14 protein-coding genes are annotated in these 15,170 nt (G+C 59.8%); 5 read left to right on the top strand and 9 right to left on the bottom strand.

The features are described 5' to 3' along the window. Positions 1-2: 2 nt before the first annotated feature. The 3 genes from ACYYKW_RS04765 to gpmI form a co-directional block, all read right to left on the bottom strand. Entirely contained in the window at positions 3-1,322 is a 1,320-nt protein-coding gene (locus ACYYKW_RS04765; protein WP_093105959.1) for a S41 family peptidase, read from the bottom strand. A 31-nt stretch (positions 1,323-1,353) separates the two neighbouring features. Next, entirely contained in the window at positions 1,354-2,640 is a 1,287-nt protein-coding gene (locus ACYYKW_RS04760) for a murein hydrolase activator EnvC family protein (protein ID WP_093105956.1), read from the bottom strand. 253 nt (positions 2,641-2,893) lie between these two features. Continuing rightward, positions 2,894-4,423: a 2,3-bisphosphoglycerate-independent phosphoglycerate mutase gene (gene gpmI / locus ACYYKW_RS04755; RefSeq protein ID WP_464989533.1), complete on the bottom strand. Its 1,530-nt coding sequence runs from the start codon at positions 4,421-4,423 to the stop codon at positions 2,894-2,896. A 153-nt stretch (positions 4,424-4,576) separates the two neighbouring features. On the opposite strand from gpmI, the gene ACYYKW_RS04750 reads away from it, so the two are divergent. Genes ACYYKW_RS04750 through secB form a run of 3 tightly spaced genes read left to right on the top strand, consistent with a single transcriptional unit; the run spans position 4,577 to position 5,789 of the window. After that, the gene (locus ACYYKW_RS04750) at positions 4,577-4,990 is read left to right on the top strand and encodes a rhodanese-like domain-containing protein (RefSeq protein WP_093105945.1); all 414 of its coding nucleotides are present in this window, start codon (positions 4,577-4,579) and stop codon (positions 4,988-4,990) included. A gap of 1 nt (position 4,991) precedes the next feature. After that, positions 4,992-5,246, top strand: a complete 255-nt coding sequence (gene grxC / locus ACYYKW_RS04745) for a glutaredoxin 3 (protein WP_090280239.1) — start codon at positions 4,992-4,994, stop codon at positions 5,244-5,246. Positions 5,247-5,303: 57 nt separating this feature from the next. Next, positions 5,304-5,789: a protein-export chaperone SecB gene (gene secB / locus ACYYKW_RS04740; protein ID WP_064117041.1), complete on the top strand. Its 486-nt coding sequence runs from the start codon at positions 5,304-5,306 to the stop codon at positions 5,787-5,789. A gap of 120 nt (positions 5,790-5,909) precedes the next feature. On the opposite strand, the gene trmL is transcribed toward secB, so the two are convergent. Continuing rightward, entirely contained in the window at positions 5,910-6,365 is a 456-nt protein-coding gene (trmL, locus tag ACYYKW_RS04735; RefSeq protein WP_093105940.1) for a tRNA (uridine(34)/cytosine(34)/5-carboxymethylaminomethyluridine(34)-2'-O)-methyltransferase TrmL, read from the bottom strand. Here trmL and ACYYKW_RS04730 point away from each other — a divergent pair. Together ACYYKW_RS04730 and ACYYKW_RS04725 are read left to right on the top strand one after the other, a co-directional pair. Next, positions 6,364-6,804 carry a hypothetical protein gene (locus tag ACYYKW_RS04730; protein WP_464989532.1) on the top strand — a complete coding sequence of 147 codons (441 nt, stop codon included), beginning with the start codon at positions 6,364-6,366 and terminating at the stop codon, positions 6,802-6,804. The two genes, trmL and ACYYKW_RS04730, sit on opposite strands and share 2 nt — an antisense overlap. Before the next feature lie 301 nt (positions 6,805-7,105). Then, the gene (locus tag ACYYKW_RS04725) at positions 7,106-8,965 is read left to right on the top strand and encodes a leucine-rich repeat domain-containing protein (protein ID WP_464989531.1); all 1,860 of its coding nucleotides are present in this window, start codon (positions 7,106-7,108) and stop codon (positions 8,963-8,965) included. A 625-nt stretch (positions 8,966-9,590) separates the two neighbouring features. On the opposite strand, the gene ntrC is transcribed toward ACYYKW_RS04725, so the two are convergent. The 5 genes from ntrC to glnA all read right to left on the bottom strand — a co-directional run bounded on the left by ntrC (position 9,591) and on the right by glnA (position 15,157). After that, complete coding sequence (gene ntrC, locus ACYYKW_RS04720; protein ID WP_093105931.1) at positions 9,591-11,027, bottom strand: nitrogen regulation protein NR(I); 1,437 nt, start codon at positions 11,025-11,027, stop codon at positions 9,591-9,593. Beyond that, positions 11,024-12,109, bottom strand: a complete 1,086-nt coding sequence (gene glnL / locus ACYYKW_RS04715) for a nitrogen regulation protein NR(II) (protein WP_090280248.1) — start codon at positions 12,107-12,109, stop codon at positions 11,024-11,026. Before glnL ends, ntrC begins: the two co-directional genes overlap by 4 nt. A gap of 230 nt (positions 12,110-12,339) precedes the next feature. Next, positions 12,340-12,957 carry a DUF4124 domain-containing protein gene (locus ACYYKW_RS04710; RefSeq protein WP_336356271.1) on the bottom strand — a complete coding sequence of 206 codons (618 nt, stop codon included), beginning with the start codon at positions 12,955-12,957 and terminating at the stop codon, positions 12,340-12,342. Next, the gene (locus ACYYKW_RS04705) at positions 12,954-13,466 is read right to left on the bottom strand and encodes a DUF4124 domain-containing protein (RefSeq protein ID WP_336356272.1); all 513 of its coding nucleotides are present in this window, start codon (positions 13,464-13,466) and stop codon (positions 12,954-12,956) included. The genes ACYYKW_RS04710 and ACYYKW_RS04705 overlap by 4 nt, the downstream gene beginning before the upstream one ends. 284 nt (positions 13,467-13,750) lie before the next feature. Then, positions 13,751-15,157, bottom strand: coding sequence for a type I glutamate--ammonia ligase (gene glnA / locus ACYYKW_RS04700; RefSeq protein WP_090280253.1), 1,407 nt, complete (start codon positions 15,155-15,157; stop codon positions 13,751-13,753). Positions 15,158-15,170: the final 13 nt, after the last annotated feature.

The raw sequence follows: 15,170 nt of genomic DNA, 5'->3' as shown, positions 1-15,170 counted from the left end.
CCTCAACGGCCGGACGTGATGCTCAGCCCTTTGAGCAGGCTCAGGGCCTGGGCCAACTGGTAATCATCATCCTGTGGCATGGCTTTGGCCTTGCCGCCGGAGCCGGTCGGTTTGTCCGCGCCGCCGTTGCCGTTGCCCAGGTGGCCCTGCAGATCGGCCTCCTTGAAGTATTCGCTGTCGGCTTCGTTGGTGATCTTCGCGCGGCGCACTTCGATGTCCGGCACGATGCCCTGCGCCTGGATCGAACGGCCATTGGGCGTGAAATACAGCGCGGTGGTGATTTTCAATGCGCGGTCGTTGTTCAGCGGCAGCACGGTTTGCACCGAGCCTTTGCCGAAACTGGTGGTGCCCATGACCACAGCGCGTTTCTGATCCTGCAGGGCGCCGGCGACGATTTCCGACGCCGAGGCACTGCCGCCGTTGATCAGCACGACCATCGGCACTGCTTCGCTTTCGTCCTTGCCGGTCGCGGAGAAGCGCAGTTCGGAATTGGCGATGCGACCCTTGGTGTAAACGATCAGGCCTTTGGTGATGAAGTGATCGACCACTTCCACCGCCGATTGCAGCACGCCGCCCGGGTTGTTGCGAAGGTCAAGAATGATGCCGTTGAGCTTCTTGCCGTTGTCCTTGCGCAGCTTGGCCAGCGCCTTGGAGACTTCGTCACCGGTCTTGACCTGGAACTGGGTAATGCGGATGTAGCCGTAACCCGATTCGAGCAGCTGTGCCTTGACGCTCTTCACTTGAATCACAGCGCGCGCCAGGGTCACGTCGAACGGCGTACCGCCATCGCGCACCAGGGTCAGGGTGATTTTTTGACCGATCTTGCCGCGCATCTTGTCGACGGCTTCGGTCATGGTCTGGCCGCGTGTCGGCTGGCCGTTGATCTTGACGATGAAGTCGCCGGCCTGAATGCCGGCCTTCGACGCCGGAGTGTCATCGATCGGCGAGACGACCTTGATGAAGCCATCCTCGGCGCCGACTTCGATGCCCAGGCCGCCGAATTCACCGCTGGTGCTTTCCTGCAATTCGGTGAAATCTTCCGGGCCCAGGTAAGCCGAATGCGGATCGAGGTTGCTGAGCATGCCCTTGATCGCGTTTTCCAGCAGGGTCTTGTCGTCCACAGGTTCGACGTACGCGGCTTTGATCCGGTCCATGACCTCGGCGAAGGTGCGCAGCTCTTCCAGCGGCAGCGGGGCCTTGGCGGTCGCGGCAGTGCCTGCCGGAGCGACGGTCGGGGCCGGTTGCGCGGCGAACGCCAGAGGCGCGCCGATCACCAGGGCGATCGTCAGGGCCAGCGAGGTAAGGCGGGACAAATGCAGCATGTCGAACGAACTCCTGAATTAGGTGGTGCGCTTATCCTTGCGCACGACACCATTGCGCCGGATCACTCGGGTGACCCTGCTGACGAATTGCGAAATACAGCGCTGGCGTGTCCTGACCGCCACTGTTACCGACAGTGGAGATCGACTCACCCGCTTTGACCACATCACCCGCCGACTTGAGCAGCGTCTGGTTGTGGCCGTACAGACTCAAAAAACCGTTGCCGTGATCGAGGATCACCAGCAGCCCGGCACCGCGCAGCCAGTCGGCGAACACCACGCGACCGCCGTGGACGGCATGCACCTGACTGCCAGCGGAGGCGCTGATCATCACGCCGTCCCACTTGGTGCGGGCATCGTCGCCGCGGCTTTCACCGAAGCGTGCGAGTAATCGACCATCAACCGGCCACGGAAGTTTTCCCCGGGTTGCAGCAAAAGGCCCGCCAAATGTCTCGCCGCTGCTCGATACGAGGGCGCCGGGGCTTGATCTGGCGGGTTTTCGTGGGGCGTCGCTGTTGTCAGCCTGCGCCTCACGCAAGCGCTTTTTTTCCGCTTCCTGCTGGGCGATCAGCGCTTTCTGTCGCGCTTCCTCTGCCTCACGAGCCTGGCGGGCCAGGGTTTCTTCGATGGTTTTAAGGACTTTAGACAGGTCTGCCTGATCCTGCTCGCGAGCAGCGAGTTTCTGATCGCGTGCTTTTACGTCGTCATTAAGCTTGGCGAGAACCTGCTGGCGCTCCTTGCGCACTTTCTCGAGTGCTTCGCGCTGAGTATCGAGGTCGCTTTTCTGTACCAGCAACTGCGCCTGCTGCAGACCGATGTCCTTTTCGACATTGGCCAGTTGGCGCAGGGTTTCGTTGAAATTCTTCAGCTGTTCCAGGCGGGCCTGGCTCAGGTAGTCGTAATAGGTCAGGGTGCGGGCGAATTTCTCGGGGTTCTGCTGGTTGAGCAGCAGCTTGAGGTATTCCTGCCGGCCGTTCTGATAGGCCGCTCGGGCCTGAATGGCGATCAGTCGCTGCTGTTCAGTGCGCGCGCTCTGGAGTTTTTTTTTCTCTGCATCGAGCCGCTGCAGCTCGGATTCGCTTTTCTGCAGTTCTTTCTGCAGGGCGTCGACCTGCTTCTGCAGCTTGCCCATCTCGGTTTCGGTGCCTTTGAGCTCTTTCTGCACGCCGGATTTTTCTTCCTGCAGCTTGCCGAGGAGCTTTTTCAGCTCGGCGATATCCTGACGCGTAGCGTCCAACTGCTGTTGGGTTTGCGCGCGCTCATCGGCGAAGGCCGGCTGGAGCAGACAGGTCAGAGCAAGGGCGATCAGGACGCGAAGCATAGGGGCGGGCGGCACCAGGGTAAGGGACGGCCTAGTATGCCCGCCCGAGGCTGCAAAAAAAACGCCCAATTGGGGCTGTGTGATAACTGGCTGGAGATACAGCTGAAAATTATCTCCGAAACCCGCACAAACCACTGTGGGAGCTGGCTTGCCAGCGATGGCGGCTGCACATTCAACATAAATGTTGGCTGTCAGATTGCTATCGCTGGCAAGCCAGCTCCCACAGGGTTTTTGCGGTGTTTCCGGATTCGGATCAGACCAAGATCGAGGTACCGGTCATCTCCGCCGGTTTTTCCAGGCCCAGCAGCATCAGCATGGTCGGCGCTACATCCGCCAGTACGCCTCCTTCACGCACCTTGAGGTCGCGCTTGCCGACATAAATGAACGGCACCGGCTCGGTGGTGTGCGCGGTGTGCGCCTGGCCGGTGGATTCGTCGGCCATCTGCTCGACGTTGCCGTGGTCGGCCGTGATCAGCGCTTCGCCGCCGACTTTTTCCAGTGCTTCAACGATGCGCCCGACGCAGATGTCCAGGCATTCGACCGCTTTGACCGCTGCGTCGAACACGCCGCTGTGGCCGACCATGTCGCCGTTGGCGTAGTTGACCACGATCACGTCGTAACGCTGGTTCTCGATGGCGTCGACGATGCGGTCGGTCACCTCGGGTGCGCTCATTTCCGGCTGCAGGTCGTAGGTGGCGACTTTCGGCGACGGGATCAGGATGCGCTCTTCGCCGGGGAACGGTTCTTCACGCCCGCCAGAGAAGAAGAAGGTCACGTGCGCGTATTTTTCGGTTTCAGCGATGCGCAGCTGGGTCTTGCCGTTTTTCGCCAGATAGTCGCCCAGCACGTTTTCCAGGCTGCCAGCGGCGAAGGCCGATGGTGCCGGGATGCTTGCGGCGTATTGGGTGAGCATGACAAAACCGGCCAGTTTCGGCTGACGGGCGCGTTCGAAGTCCTTGAACTCGTCCTCGACGAACACTCGGGTCAGCTCGCGGGCGCGGTCGGCGCGGAAGTTCATGAACACCACGGCGTCGCCGTCTTCGACTTTGACCGGTTCGCCGATGGTCGTGGCTTTGACGAATTCATCGCTCTCGCCGCGTGCGTAGGCAGCTTCCAGACCTTCCTGAGCGGTGGCGGCGTGGAATTCGCTGTTGCCGTCGACGATCAGGTTGTAGGCCTGAGCGACGCGATCCCAGCGGTTGTCACGGTCCATGGCGAAATAACGGCCGATGATGCTGGCGATGCGGCCCTTGCCGAGTGCCTGGAAAGTCGCGTCGAGCAGTTCGATCGACGAGGCAGCGCTTTTCGGCGGCGTGTCGCGGCCGTCAAGGAAGGCGTGCAGGTAGATTTTTTCAGCGCCGCGCTTGAACGCCAGTTCAGCCATGGCGATCAGGTGGTCCTGGTGGCTGTGCACACCGCCATCCGACAGCAGGCCCATGAAGTGCACGGCCTTGCCGGCGGTAACGGCTTTGTCCACCGCGGCGCAGATGGTCGGGTTGTCGAAGAACTCGCCGTCGCGGATCGCTTTGGTCACGCGAGTGAAATCCTGATACACCACGCGCCCGGCGCCGAGGTTCATGTGGCCGACTTCGGAGTTGCCCATCTGCCCGTCCGGCAGGCCGACGTCCATGCCGCTGCCCGAGATCAAGCCGTTCGGCACCGTGGCCCAGAGGCGATCGAGAACAGGTTTTTTCGCCGCGAACACGGCGTTCGATTCGGGGCTGTCGCTGTGACCGAAGCCGTCGAGAATCATCAGGACCAAAGGTTTAGGCGTAGTCGTCATGGAATCCACTCGTGGCTAATAAAGAAGAGGGCGATGCAAAACGGAGTTGGAGTTTAAAGCGAAGTTCCGACCGCGTCACCGCCGGACGGGGTTTGGCCGACCATAGTGGCTGTGTATACTGGCCGACATTTTAACGCCCTGGAACCTCCTTCGATGGTTGCTCACCTGATTGAATTTGCCACTAACCACTACATTCTTGTCGGTATCTTCGTCGTATTGCTGGCTCTGTTGCTGGCGCACACGATGCAGGGCGGCGGTAAAAGCCTGAGCACCGGCGAACTGACCGCACTGGTCAACAAGGACGCAGGCCTAGTGGTGGACATCCGTCCGGCCAAGGATTACGCCGCTGGCCACATCGTCGGTGCGGTGAACATTCCGCAGGACAAACTGGCTGCCCGTACCGGCGAGCTGGAAAAGCACAAGTCCAAGACCATCATTCTGGTCGACGCTCTCGGTCAGACTGCTGGCACTCACGCCCGCGAGCTGATGAAATCCGGCTTCACTGCGGCCAAGCTGTCCGGCGGGATTTCCAGCTGGAAAGGCGACAACCTGCCATTGGTGAAGTGATATGAGCCACGTCGTCGTCTACTCCAGCGATTACTGCCCTTACTGCTCGCGCGCCAAGCACCTGCTCGCCAGCAAAGGCGTGGCCTTCGAAGAGATCAAGGTCGATGGCAAGCCGCAGCTGCGCGCCGAAATGACCAAAAAGGCCGGACGCACGTCCGTGCCGCAGATCTGGATCGGCGAAAAGCACATCGGCGGTTGTGATGATTTATATGCTCTGGAGCGCGCCGGCAAACTCGACGCACTGCTCAAGGGCTGAACGGCTGCACCCACGTACAGCACTCCCTAAAAGACCCAAGATCGATAAGGATCTGAGATGACTGACCAACAGAACACTGCAGCCAGCGAAGAAGAAACCGCACCGCAATTCTCCTTGCAGCGCATCTACGTTCGCGACCTGTCCTTTGAAGCCCCGAAAAGCCCGGCGATCTTCCGCCAGCAGTGGGACCCGGCGGTCGCGCTGGATCTGAACACCCGTCAGAAGGCACTGGAAGGCGATTTCTTTGAAGTCGTGCTGACCCTGTCCGTGACCGTGAAAAATGGTGAGGAAGTCGCCTTCATCGCTGAAGTGCAGCAGGCCGGTATCTTCCTGATCAAAAACCTCGACGCCGCTTCGATGAGCCACACCCTGGGTGCGTTCTGCCCGAACATCCTGTTCCCGTACGCGCGCGAGACCCTCGACAGCCTGGTCACTCGGGGTTCGTTCCCGGCACTGATGCTGGCCCCGGTGAACTTCGACGCCCTGTACGCGCAAGAACTGCAGCGCATGCAGGAAAGCGGCGAGACGCCAACCGTTCAATAACGGTTCAGCCTCACCCATGTGGGAGCGAGCCTGCTCGCGATGGCGGTTTGTCAGACATATCGATGTCGCCTGACACTCCGTCATCGCGAGCAGGCTCGCTCCCACATTTGTTTTGCGGTGTTATCTAAAGTCGTTCTGGCGCCAGGCTTCGTACACGGCGACCGCGACGGTGTTGGACAGGTTCAGGCTGCGGCAGCCTTCGCGCATCGGCAGGCGCAGGCGCTGTTCGGCGGGCAGGGCATCAAGCACCTCGGCGGGCAAGCCGCGGCTTTCCGGGCCGAAGATAAACGCATCGCCCGGCACGAACGCCGCGTCGTGAAACGGTCGCGAGCCCTTCGTGGTAAAGGCGAACAAGCGAGGGTTGCCGAGGCTTTCCAGACAACTGGCGAGGTCCGCATGGCGTTGCAGCGTGGCATATTCGTGGTAGTCGAGGCCGGCGCGGCGCAGGCGCTTGTCGTCCATCTCGAAACCCAGCGGTTCGATCAAATGCAGGTGGCAGCCGCTGTTGGCGCACAGCCTGATAACGTTGCCGGTGTTCGGCGGAATTTCTGGTTGAAAAAGGATGACGTGAAACATGCACGGCTCCGAAGGTAAAGATGAGCGGCATTCTACGCCGCCTGTGGACAACCGTTCGAAACTATTCCCGCGGGTGATCGGTTCATTGGCGATTGTCGGCCTGATGGTCGGTCTGATGATCGGTCGCCTGACCACGCCGGACCCCAGCGTGCTGCAGCAGGTCGAGGTGATCGATGGCGGCCTGGTCGTGTGGTTCAACAACGAACCGAAACTGCACGGCGAGATCATCGACGGCAGCGTAGCGCTGCTGTTTCAGGCCGCAGGCCCCTCGCAGAAAGGCCAGCTCAAGCTCAACGGCCGGGACGTCAACTGGCGCACCCGCAAAAGCGATGGTGGTTTGCTGCTGACGGTGCTGGCGGCACGGCCGCTGAAAGGCGAGTGGGTCGGCAGCGAGGTGGACGACCGCTGGCGCCTGGAGATCCGCTTGAGCGAGCCCTAGCGGATAATCTTCTCTCGCTGTTCGCTCCGACGCCTTATGGCGTCATTTCCCACTGCAAGCGTCTCTCTTTCCCGTCTCCAACGAACACCGGCTCGCGCTATCGTTCGCTCCCTCAAACGGCAGGATGCCGAAACCCTCACCTCTTGCATGAACGCAGAGCGACTTTTCAAGGAAGAAAAATATGCCAGTCAAACCACCTCGCGGTGGCGGTAGCCACGCAGATGTCCTCGGCAGTTCGCGCTCCACGGACGCGGATAACGCTCAGCCCGGCCTGTCTGGGCGTAGAAACGTCGATACAGGCATGGCTCACGATCCTTTGCAGCCGCAGCCCGGACCGTCCGGCGCCTCAACTCTGGATGACGTTCGCGCTGTCGCGGCTGTCGTAGTTCACGCGACCTCCGCTGAAGTTCATCGTCCCGCCCCCCTGCCGTCGCTGGACGATTACGCCACCAATGCCCGGGCGATCCTTCCACAAATCAATGAAGACGGTCTGCGGGTGATCAGCCGCCGCACGTATGCTGACCTTGCCAATGGCGATCTGGTTCTTGTCGCTGCGGACCCCGTCACCGGTTTATATCGCGCCCGGCGCCCAAGCGAGTTGCTGCCATCGGGCCCGGTCTTGCTACGCGACGTCGCCAGCGGTCATTGGTATCCGCGCCAGTTGGTTGAGCGAACCACGCGCGCGCAGGTCCAAAAGTACCTTTCGCAAGCAAGCGATCTCGATGCGGACGCTTTTATCGCCCGGTTCGATGACAAGGATGTGGCGGATGCCGAACTCCAGCGTATCCAGCGTGGTTCGTCTCAGCTGGACATCGAACACATCAGCATCCCGTACCACGAGCCTCGTATAGGCCATAGCGGGGAGATGCAGCAGGCGTTGGATATGTGGGGCAAGCTGCGGCAAGTGTACGAGTGGCACGGCCAGCCTGATCAGCGAGTCTATAGCGACGGGCGACTGTCAGGTTACAAGCTGGATATCAATCTCACGTTATGGCCGGTCGACAAGCTGCTTTCGTTGAGATTCAGCGCAGTCGTTTCTCTCACTTTGAAGGGGCATGCTCCGCTGGATGCAGCGGTTTTTTTCAGGCAGTTTCCCAACATTGAAAGTCTGACGATATCAAGCCAGGTGATGACAAATGCCGGGAGCGGGTTGTTCATGTTCCAGGCAGCTCAATCAAGATTCAGTATGGATTCAAGCTTTGCAGGGCAGTTGACAGGGCTTACCCGGTTACGGGAACTGAATCTGCAGAATTGCGACTTGCCGGCAGATTTTTCGTTGAGGGGCCTGAGCAGACTGCAGGTGTTGAGGTTGGTTGATACCCGGGTCAAAGTGTTGAACGCCCAGGCCGGTCCGTGGCGCCCAGGGGAGCCTGTGCAACACTGGGCTAATTATTCAACAGTGGAACCGGATTTGACCGGCATGACCGAGTTACGTGTGTTGGATCTGACGCGGACTGGAATACGCCGTCTTCCTTCCGGGCTTGACGCCGGCAATGGTCCGTCGAAGCTGGAAGTTTTAAAACTGGGTGACAATGCGCTATTTGCCGGACCCTCGGTCAAAGCTATGACAGCGCTGCAGGAACTGGATCTTTCCAACATGGGGCTAGACGGATTTCCCGAGGGCATTACCTCGACGATTCCAGAAAAAGTATTGAATCTGGCGAACAATCGAATCACAGCGATCCCGGCATCCGTTGAAATCAGAGCCGGTTTCAATCTCATCGGCAATCCAATAACTGATCCGGTCTCCCTCCGTCGGCTGTTATATGCACGTAACCAGACAGGTAACGACATTTGGCTGGGAACAGAAAGTTTTGATTTGTCGGCCAATCTTTGGCTGCAGCATGTCCCGGCAGAGCAATTGGCTCGAAAGCTACAACTCTGGGGCAACGTTAGCCATCTTGCCAGAGGTCTGAAGAAACTGAGCCGTACGCCGGAGTTTTACGTTGAGCGGCCGCTTTTGCAGCGGCGCGTCTGGTCGTTTCTCGAGATATACCACCACGCTGATGTAGACGAGCAGTTGCGACTGAATCGGATCTTGGCTGAAGAACCGAGCCCGGGAAGAATGCTGGACAGGCTGGAGGAAGAAATACGCACATACGACAGTGGACGGCAGAATCAGCCCCTGCATCATCTGCCCAAGCGTCCGAAGCTCGATTGAGCCTCGAACCGTGGGAGGAGTAAAAGCGGGAATCCCTGACCTGCCTGTATCAGGGTTCCCAAAAGGGGCGGACTTCGCTGTGAGCGTCGGTCCGGTGTAAAGAGGGAACCCCCGGCCTGCCTGTACCAAGGATCCCAAAAGGGTGAGCTCGTCGCGTTGCGACATGAGCCCGATGTAAAGAGGGGAATCCCCGGCCTGCCTGTACCAAGGTCCCCGAAAAGGGTGGTGAAACGAATCACCTGTAAGGGTTATTGCAGGGGGCGTGCCAGATTTTCATTTGCTGTAACAAAAAGCTTGATCAGGAACGCGAAAGCCCCGGAATTCGGGGCTTTCGTGTGTACGGCTGGTGGGGCTTGCCGCTTTTTCAATCGAGAGTGAGGCGAGGTCGCTATGCGCGATCACGGGTCATTGTGCATTGATGCGGTGCACGGTGGCCCTCACCCTGACCCTCTCCCGGAGGGAGAGGGGACTGACCGAGTTGCCTGGTCAAGTTACGCCGACCTGAGATACCGAGCCGAACTCAAGCTTTGAAAACGCTCGGGATCTGCTCCCTCTCCCATTGTGAGAGGGCTGGGGTGAGGGGGCTGGATCTCGAATACACCGACAATCTCAAGCGAACGAAGCTTTATCCTTCTTCCCCCTCATCATCATCGCCACCATCAACCTTCATCCCCAATTCCTTGATCTTGCGCGTCAGGGTATTACGCCCCCAACCCAGCAATACCGCAGCATCACGGCGGCGGCCGGCGGTGTGCTTGAGCGCCGTCTCGATCATGATCCGCTCAAACGCCGGCACGGCGCTGTCGAGCAGACTCGACTGGCCGCGCGCCAAGGCCTGATCGGCCCACTGACGCAGCGCCTGCTCCCAGTTGGTCACCGGCGCCGAATCCTGCGGCAGGTTAAGCAGTTCTGGCGGCAAATCGCTGATGTGCACTTCGCGCCCGGAAGCCATCACCGTGATCCAGCGGCAGGTGTTCTCCAACTGACGCACGTTGCCCGGCCACGGCAGGTTTTTCAGGTATTCCTCGGTCTCGCTTTTCAGCAGCTTCGGCTCGACCGCCAGTTCCTGCGCGGCGCGGCTGAGGAAGTGTTTGGCCAGGGTCGGGATGTCTTCGCGACGATCCGACAGGCGCGGGATGTGAATGCGGATCACGTTGAGGCGGTGGAACAAGTCCTCACGGAATTTGCCGGCATGCACCAGGGTTTCCAGGTTCTGGTGCGTCGCGGCGATGATGCGCACGTCGACCTTGACTGGCACATGCCCGCCCACCCGATAGAACTCGCCGTCGGCCAGCACGCGCAACAGACGCGTCTGGGTGTCGGCCGGCATGTCGCCGATTTCATCAAGGAACAGGGTGCCGCCATCCGCCTGTTCAAAACGGCCGCGACGCAAATTCGCCGCTCCGGTGAACGCGCCTTTTTCATGGCCGAACAGCTCGGATTCCATCAGATCCTTGGGGATCGCTGCCATGTTCAGCGCAATGAATGGCGAAGCCGCGCGTGGGCTGTGACGATGCAGGGCGTGGGCGACCAGTTCTTTACCGGTACCCGACTCACCGTTGATCAGCACGGTGATGTTGGAATGGCTCAAGCGGCCGATGGCGCGAAACACTTCCTGCATCGCCGGCGCTTCGCCGATGATTTCCGGGGTGCGGGTCAGTGCCGGTACGACTTCCAGTCCTTGCTGTTCCTGAGCGTGCTGATTGGCACGCTTGACCAGTGAAACGGCTTCGTCGACGTCGAACGGCTTGGGCAGGTATTCAAACGCGCCGCCCTGATACGAGGCGACCGCGCTGTCCAGATCGGAGTGAGCGGTCATGATGATGACCGGCAACCGCGGGTGCTGTTCGCGAATCCGCGCCAACAGGTCCAGACCGCTGGCGCCGGGCATGCGGATGTCGGAAATGATCACGTCCGGCTGCTGCCGCGCCAGACGACTCATCACGCCATCGGCGCTGTCGAAGCTCTGCGTGGTCATGCCTTCCTGTTGCAAGGCCTTTTCCAGAACCCAACGGATAGAACGGTCGTCATCGACGATCCACACGGTTTCACTACGGCTCATGTCGATGTGGCTCCTTGTTCCAGTGGCAGGAAGATCGAGAACGTGGTGTGGCCTGGATGGCTCTCACACTCGATCAGGCCCTGATGCTGACTGATGATGTTCTGGGTAATGGCCAGGCCCAGCCCGGTACCGTCCGGGCGACCGCTGACCATCGGAAAGAAAATGGTTTCCTGCAGTTCCGCAGGGATGCCCGGGCCGTTGTCGATGATTTCGATCTTGGTCACCAGGCGATGGCGGATATGGCCGATGGTGAACTGGCGCATGGCACGGGTGCGCAGGCTGATGCGGCCCAGACGCAGCTCATTCTGGCTGCTGATCGCCTGCATCGCATTGCGCACGATGTTCAATACGGCCTGGATCATCTGCTCGCGGTCGATCAATACGTCGGGAATGCTCGGGTCATAGTCGCGCACCAGGGTGATGCAACCCTGGCTTTCGGCCTCGACCAGTTGGCAGACGCGTTCGAGCACTTCGTGAACGTTGCACATCGCCAGCGACGGCAGCTTGTTGGAACCGAGCATGCGGTCGACCAGATTGCGCAGGCGGTCGGCCTCTTCAATGATCACGTTGGTGTAGTCGCGCAGGCTGTCTTCCGGCAGTTCGCGGGCCAGCAATTGCGCGGCACCACGAATCCCGCCGAGCGGATTCTTGATTTCATGGGCGAGGCCGCGCACCAGCATCTTGCTGGTTTCCTGCTTGGACAACTGCGCCTCTTCCTTGGTGATCCGCAGCAAGCGGTCACGCGGGTGGACTTCCAGCAAAAGCAGGGTTTCGCCATTGCTGAGGATGGGCGTTACCGCGTAATCCACGGTCAGCGTCTGGCCGGTCAGCGCGGTGAGCATCGCTTCGCGCTTGGTAAACGGATGCGCTTGCTCGACTGCCTGGCGCAGGGAGTTGAGCGCCTCGGGGGATTCGGTGAACAGTTCGCTGATGAACTGGCCATGGCTGCGCTGACCGCTGACGGCCAGCAGCATTTCCGCCGCCGGGTTCATGTACTCGAGGCGCAATTGCGCGTCGAGCAGGATGGTCGCGGTGGTCAGGTTGTCGAGCAGCAAACGATGGATTGCGTCGCTTATGGTCATCTGGACCCCTTTTGGAGCAAGGCGTGCGCGAGAACTAAGCGCTGATACCGGGAAAATGCAAAAACCAAACCAAGGCTCCGAAAAGAAGCGTTTAACGCCTGAAACAGGCGTTTGACGCGCGTTTGTATGGCACGAAGCCAGCTCAATCGGGAAGATTCGAACCAAAATGGGTTGGAATTTGAGTAGGGTGCAGCTTAGCGCACCAATACAGTGCGCTTCGCTCGGTAGCGTCAGAAAAAGCGCAGGAAGGGGTTTTTCGGTTCTTCAGGTTTGTCTTTCAGCGGGCATTCCGGCCGCACGCCGTAATCGTCTTTGGTGCAGGGTGTGACCTGGCGTTTCTGTGCCAGGGAGATGCGCAGCATGTGGAAGGGTTGGTTGGCGGTGCGTTCGACGGTGCGCCCGTCAGCGTCGAGAATTTCTGCCGACAGGTGGTGGCTGCCGCGATCGATATTGCTCAGCGGGAAGACCGGGCTCAGGCCGGGCTCGCCAGTGGGCTGGCCGTCCAGCAACAAGCGGTAGCGGTGACCTTCTTGAAGGCCCGGCTCGCTGGTGATGCTGACAATCAGTTCCCCGCCACTGCTGCGAATCGTCGCATCGGGCTCGGGCACCAGAACGCGCAGCATGTCGTAATGAAACGGTGGCTGTGGTGAGGCGTTCCTGGTTTGGCTACTCGGGGCGGCGGCGGTCGGGGTGGCAGGCATACGATTGCTGGTGGCGATCGGCACACGCTTGGCGTTGCCGCGCGGTTGGTCGGTGTAGACGCGATTGCCGTGGGCATCGATATAGGTGAACACCTCCGCCGAAGCGGGCAGGGCGAGCAGGCACAGGATCAGGCAGGCAACTTTCATGGTCGATGCACCCGCTGCACGGTGAAGATTGCGGGTGGGCTTTGCTGAATGACGCTCTGGCCGTCGATCACCTGCACCGCAAGCCGATGTTCGCCGCGGTCGACGTTGACCAGTTGCAGGCTCGGCACGTTGCTTGGCTGGCCGTAGGGTTCGTCGTCGAGCATCAGTCTTAGTTGATGCGGGGCCTGCAAGCGCGGCTTGATCAGCACCCTGACCGTGAAAGTGCCGTTGTTGGCTCGCAGGGCTTCTTCCGTGGGTAGGCCGGCCAGTTCAAGGATTTCGTAGGCATTGCGCGGAGGCTGTGGCGTCTCGGCCTCCGGCAGGGGCGGCGTACCTGGCGCTTGCGGCTCGACACGGTTCAACGGCGGCAGCTCAACCGGCTGCGCCTTCACGCCGTCCGGCGAATGATCGCTGTAGACCGTGTTGCCGTTGGCGTCGGTGTATTTGTAGATCTGCGCAGCGGCGGGCAGGGCGATCAGCAGCAGAATGTAGAGAAAGATGCGACCCATGAACTCGACCGGTATGGAAAGCGATGGGTAGCAGCATAGGACAGGTGGGGCGGTTGGCCCAACTTGCGACACATCCAAAGATCATTCAAACACCACAAATCCCTGTAGGAGTGAGCCTGCTCGCGATCGCGGTGGATCATCAAGAAAATTGGCGACTGACACGCCGCCATCGCGAGCAGGCTCACTCCTACAGGGGACTTGGTTGGCCGCAAAATCGAGGCAATAAAAAAGGCCTCCCGAAGGAGGCCTCTTTTTGTCACGCCGCGTTACGCAGCGCTACCGGATCAGCAGCTGTAGTACAGCTCATATTCCAGTGGGTGTACGAAGGTGCGAACCTTGATTTCTTCTTCCGATTTCAGCGCGATGTAAGCGTCGATGAAGTCGTCGGAGAATACGCCGCCCTTGGTCAGGAACGCGCGGCCCTTGTCCAGCTCTTCCAGTGCTTCCTTCAGGCTGCCACAAACCTGTGGGATCTCTTTCGCCTCTTCAGGCGGCAGGTCGTACAGGTTCTTGTCGGCGGCATCGCCTGGGTGGATCTTGTTCTGGATACCGTCCAGACCAGCCATCAGCAGTGCTGCGAAAGCCAGGTACGGGTTGGCAGCCGGATCCGGGAAGCGTGCTTCGATACGGCGGGCTTTCGGGCTCGACACGTAAGGAATGCGGATCGAAGCGGAACGGTTGCGAGCCGAGTAGGCCAGCATTACTGGCGCTTCGAAGCCTGGTACCAGACGCTTGTACGAGTTGGTAGCCGGGTTGGTGAAGCCGTTCAGAGCCTTACCGTGCTTGATGATGCCGCCGATGAAGTACAGAGCGGTATCGGACAGGCCGGCATAGCCTTCACCGGCGAAGGTGTTCTTGCCGTCTTTCCAGATCGACATGTGTACGTGCATGCCCGAACCGTTGTCGCCGTACAGTGGCTTCGGCATGAAGGTCGCGGTGCGGCCGTAAGCGTCAGCAACATTGTGGACAACGTACTTCAGGGTCTGGGTTTCGTCGGCTTTCTTCACCAGGGTGTTGAACTTGACGCCGATTTCGTTCTGGCCGGCAGTCGCCACTTCGTGGTGGTGAACTTCAACGGTCAGGCCCATTTCTTCCAGTGCGTTGCACATGGAGGTACGGATTTCGTGGTCGTGGTCGAATGGCGGAACCGGGAAGTAGCCACCCTTGACGCCTGGACGGTGACCTTTGTTGCCACCTTCGACGTCCTGGTCGGACATCCACGAACCTTGCTCGGAGTAGATCTTGAACATCGAACCGGAGATGTCCGACTTGAATTTCACCGAGTCAAAAATGAAGAACTCAGGCTCTGGACCGGCGAACACGGTGTCACCGATACCGGTGGCTTTCAGGTGTTCTTCGGCGCGCTTGGCGATCGCACGTGGGTCGCGGTCGTAGCCTTGCATGCTCGAAGGTTCAATGATGTCGCACACCAGGATCAGGGTAGCGTCTTCGGTGAACGGGTCGAGAACGGCAGTTTCGTCAACCGGCATCAGGATCATGTCGGAGGCTTCGATGCCTTTCCAGCCAGCAATGGAGGAACCGTCGAACATCTTGCCGACTTCGAAGAAGTCGTCATCCAGCGCATCGCGAGCCGGCATGGTCACGTGGTGCTGAGTGCCTTTGGTGTCCGTGAAGCGCAGATCAATCCATTTGACGTCATGATCTTTGATGAGTTGAACCGTCTTCGACATACTGTCCTCCGGG

The organism is Pseudomonas sp. 15C (assembly GCF_055484735.1).
Note: the sequence above shows the minus strand (reverse complement) of the source record. Positions and strands in the feature narration are given on the sequence as shown.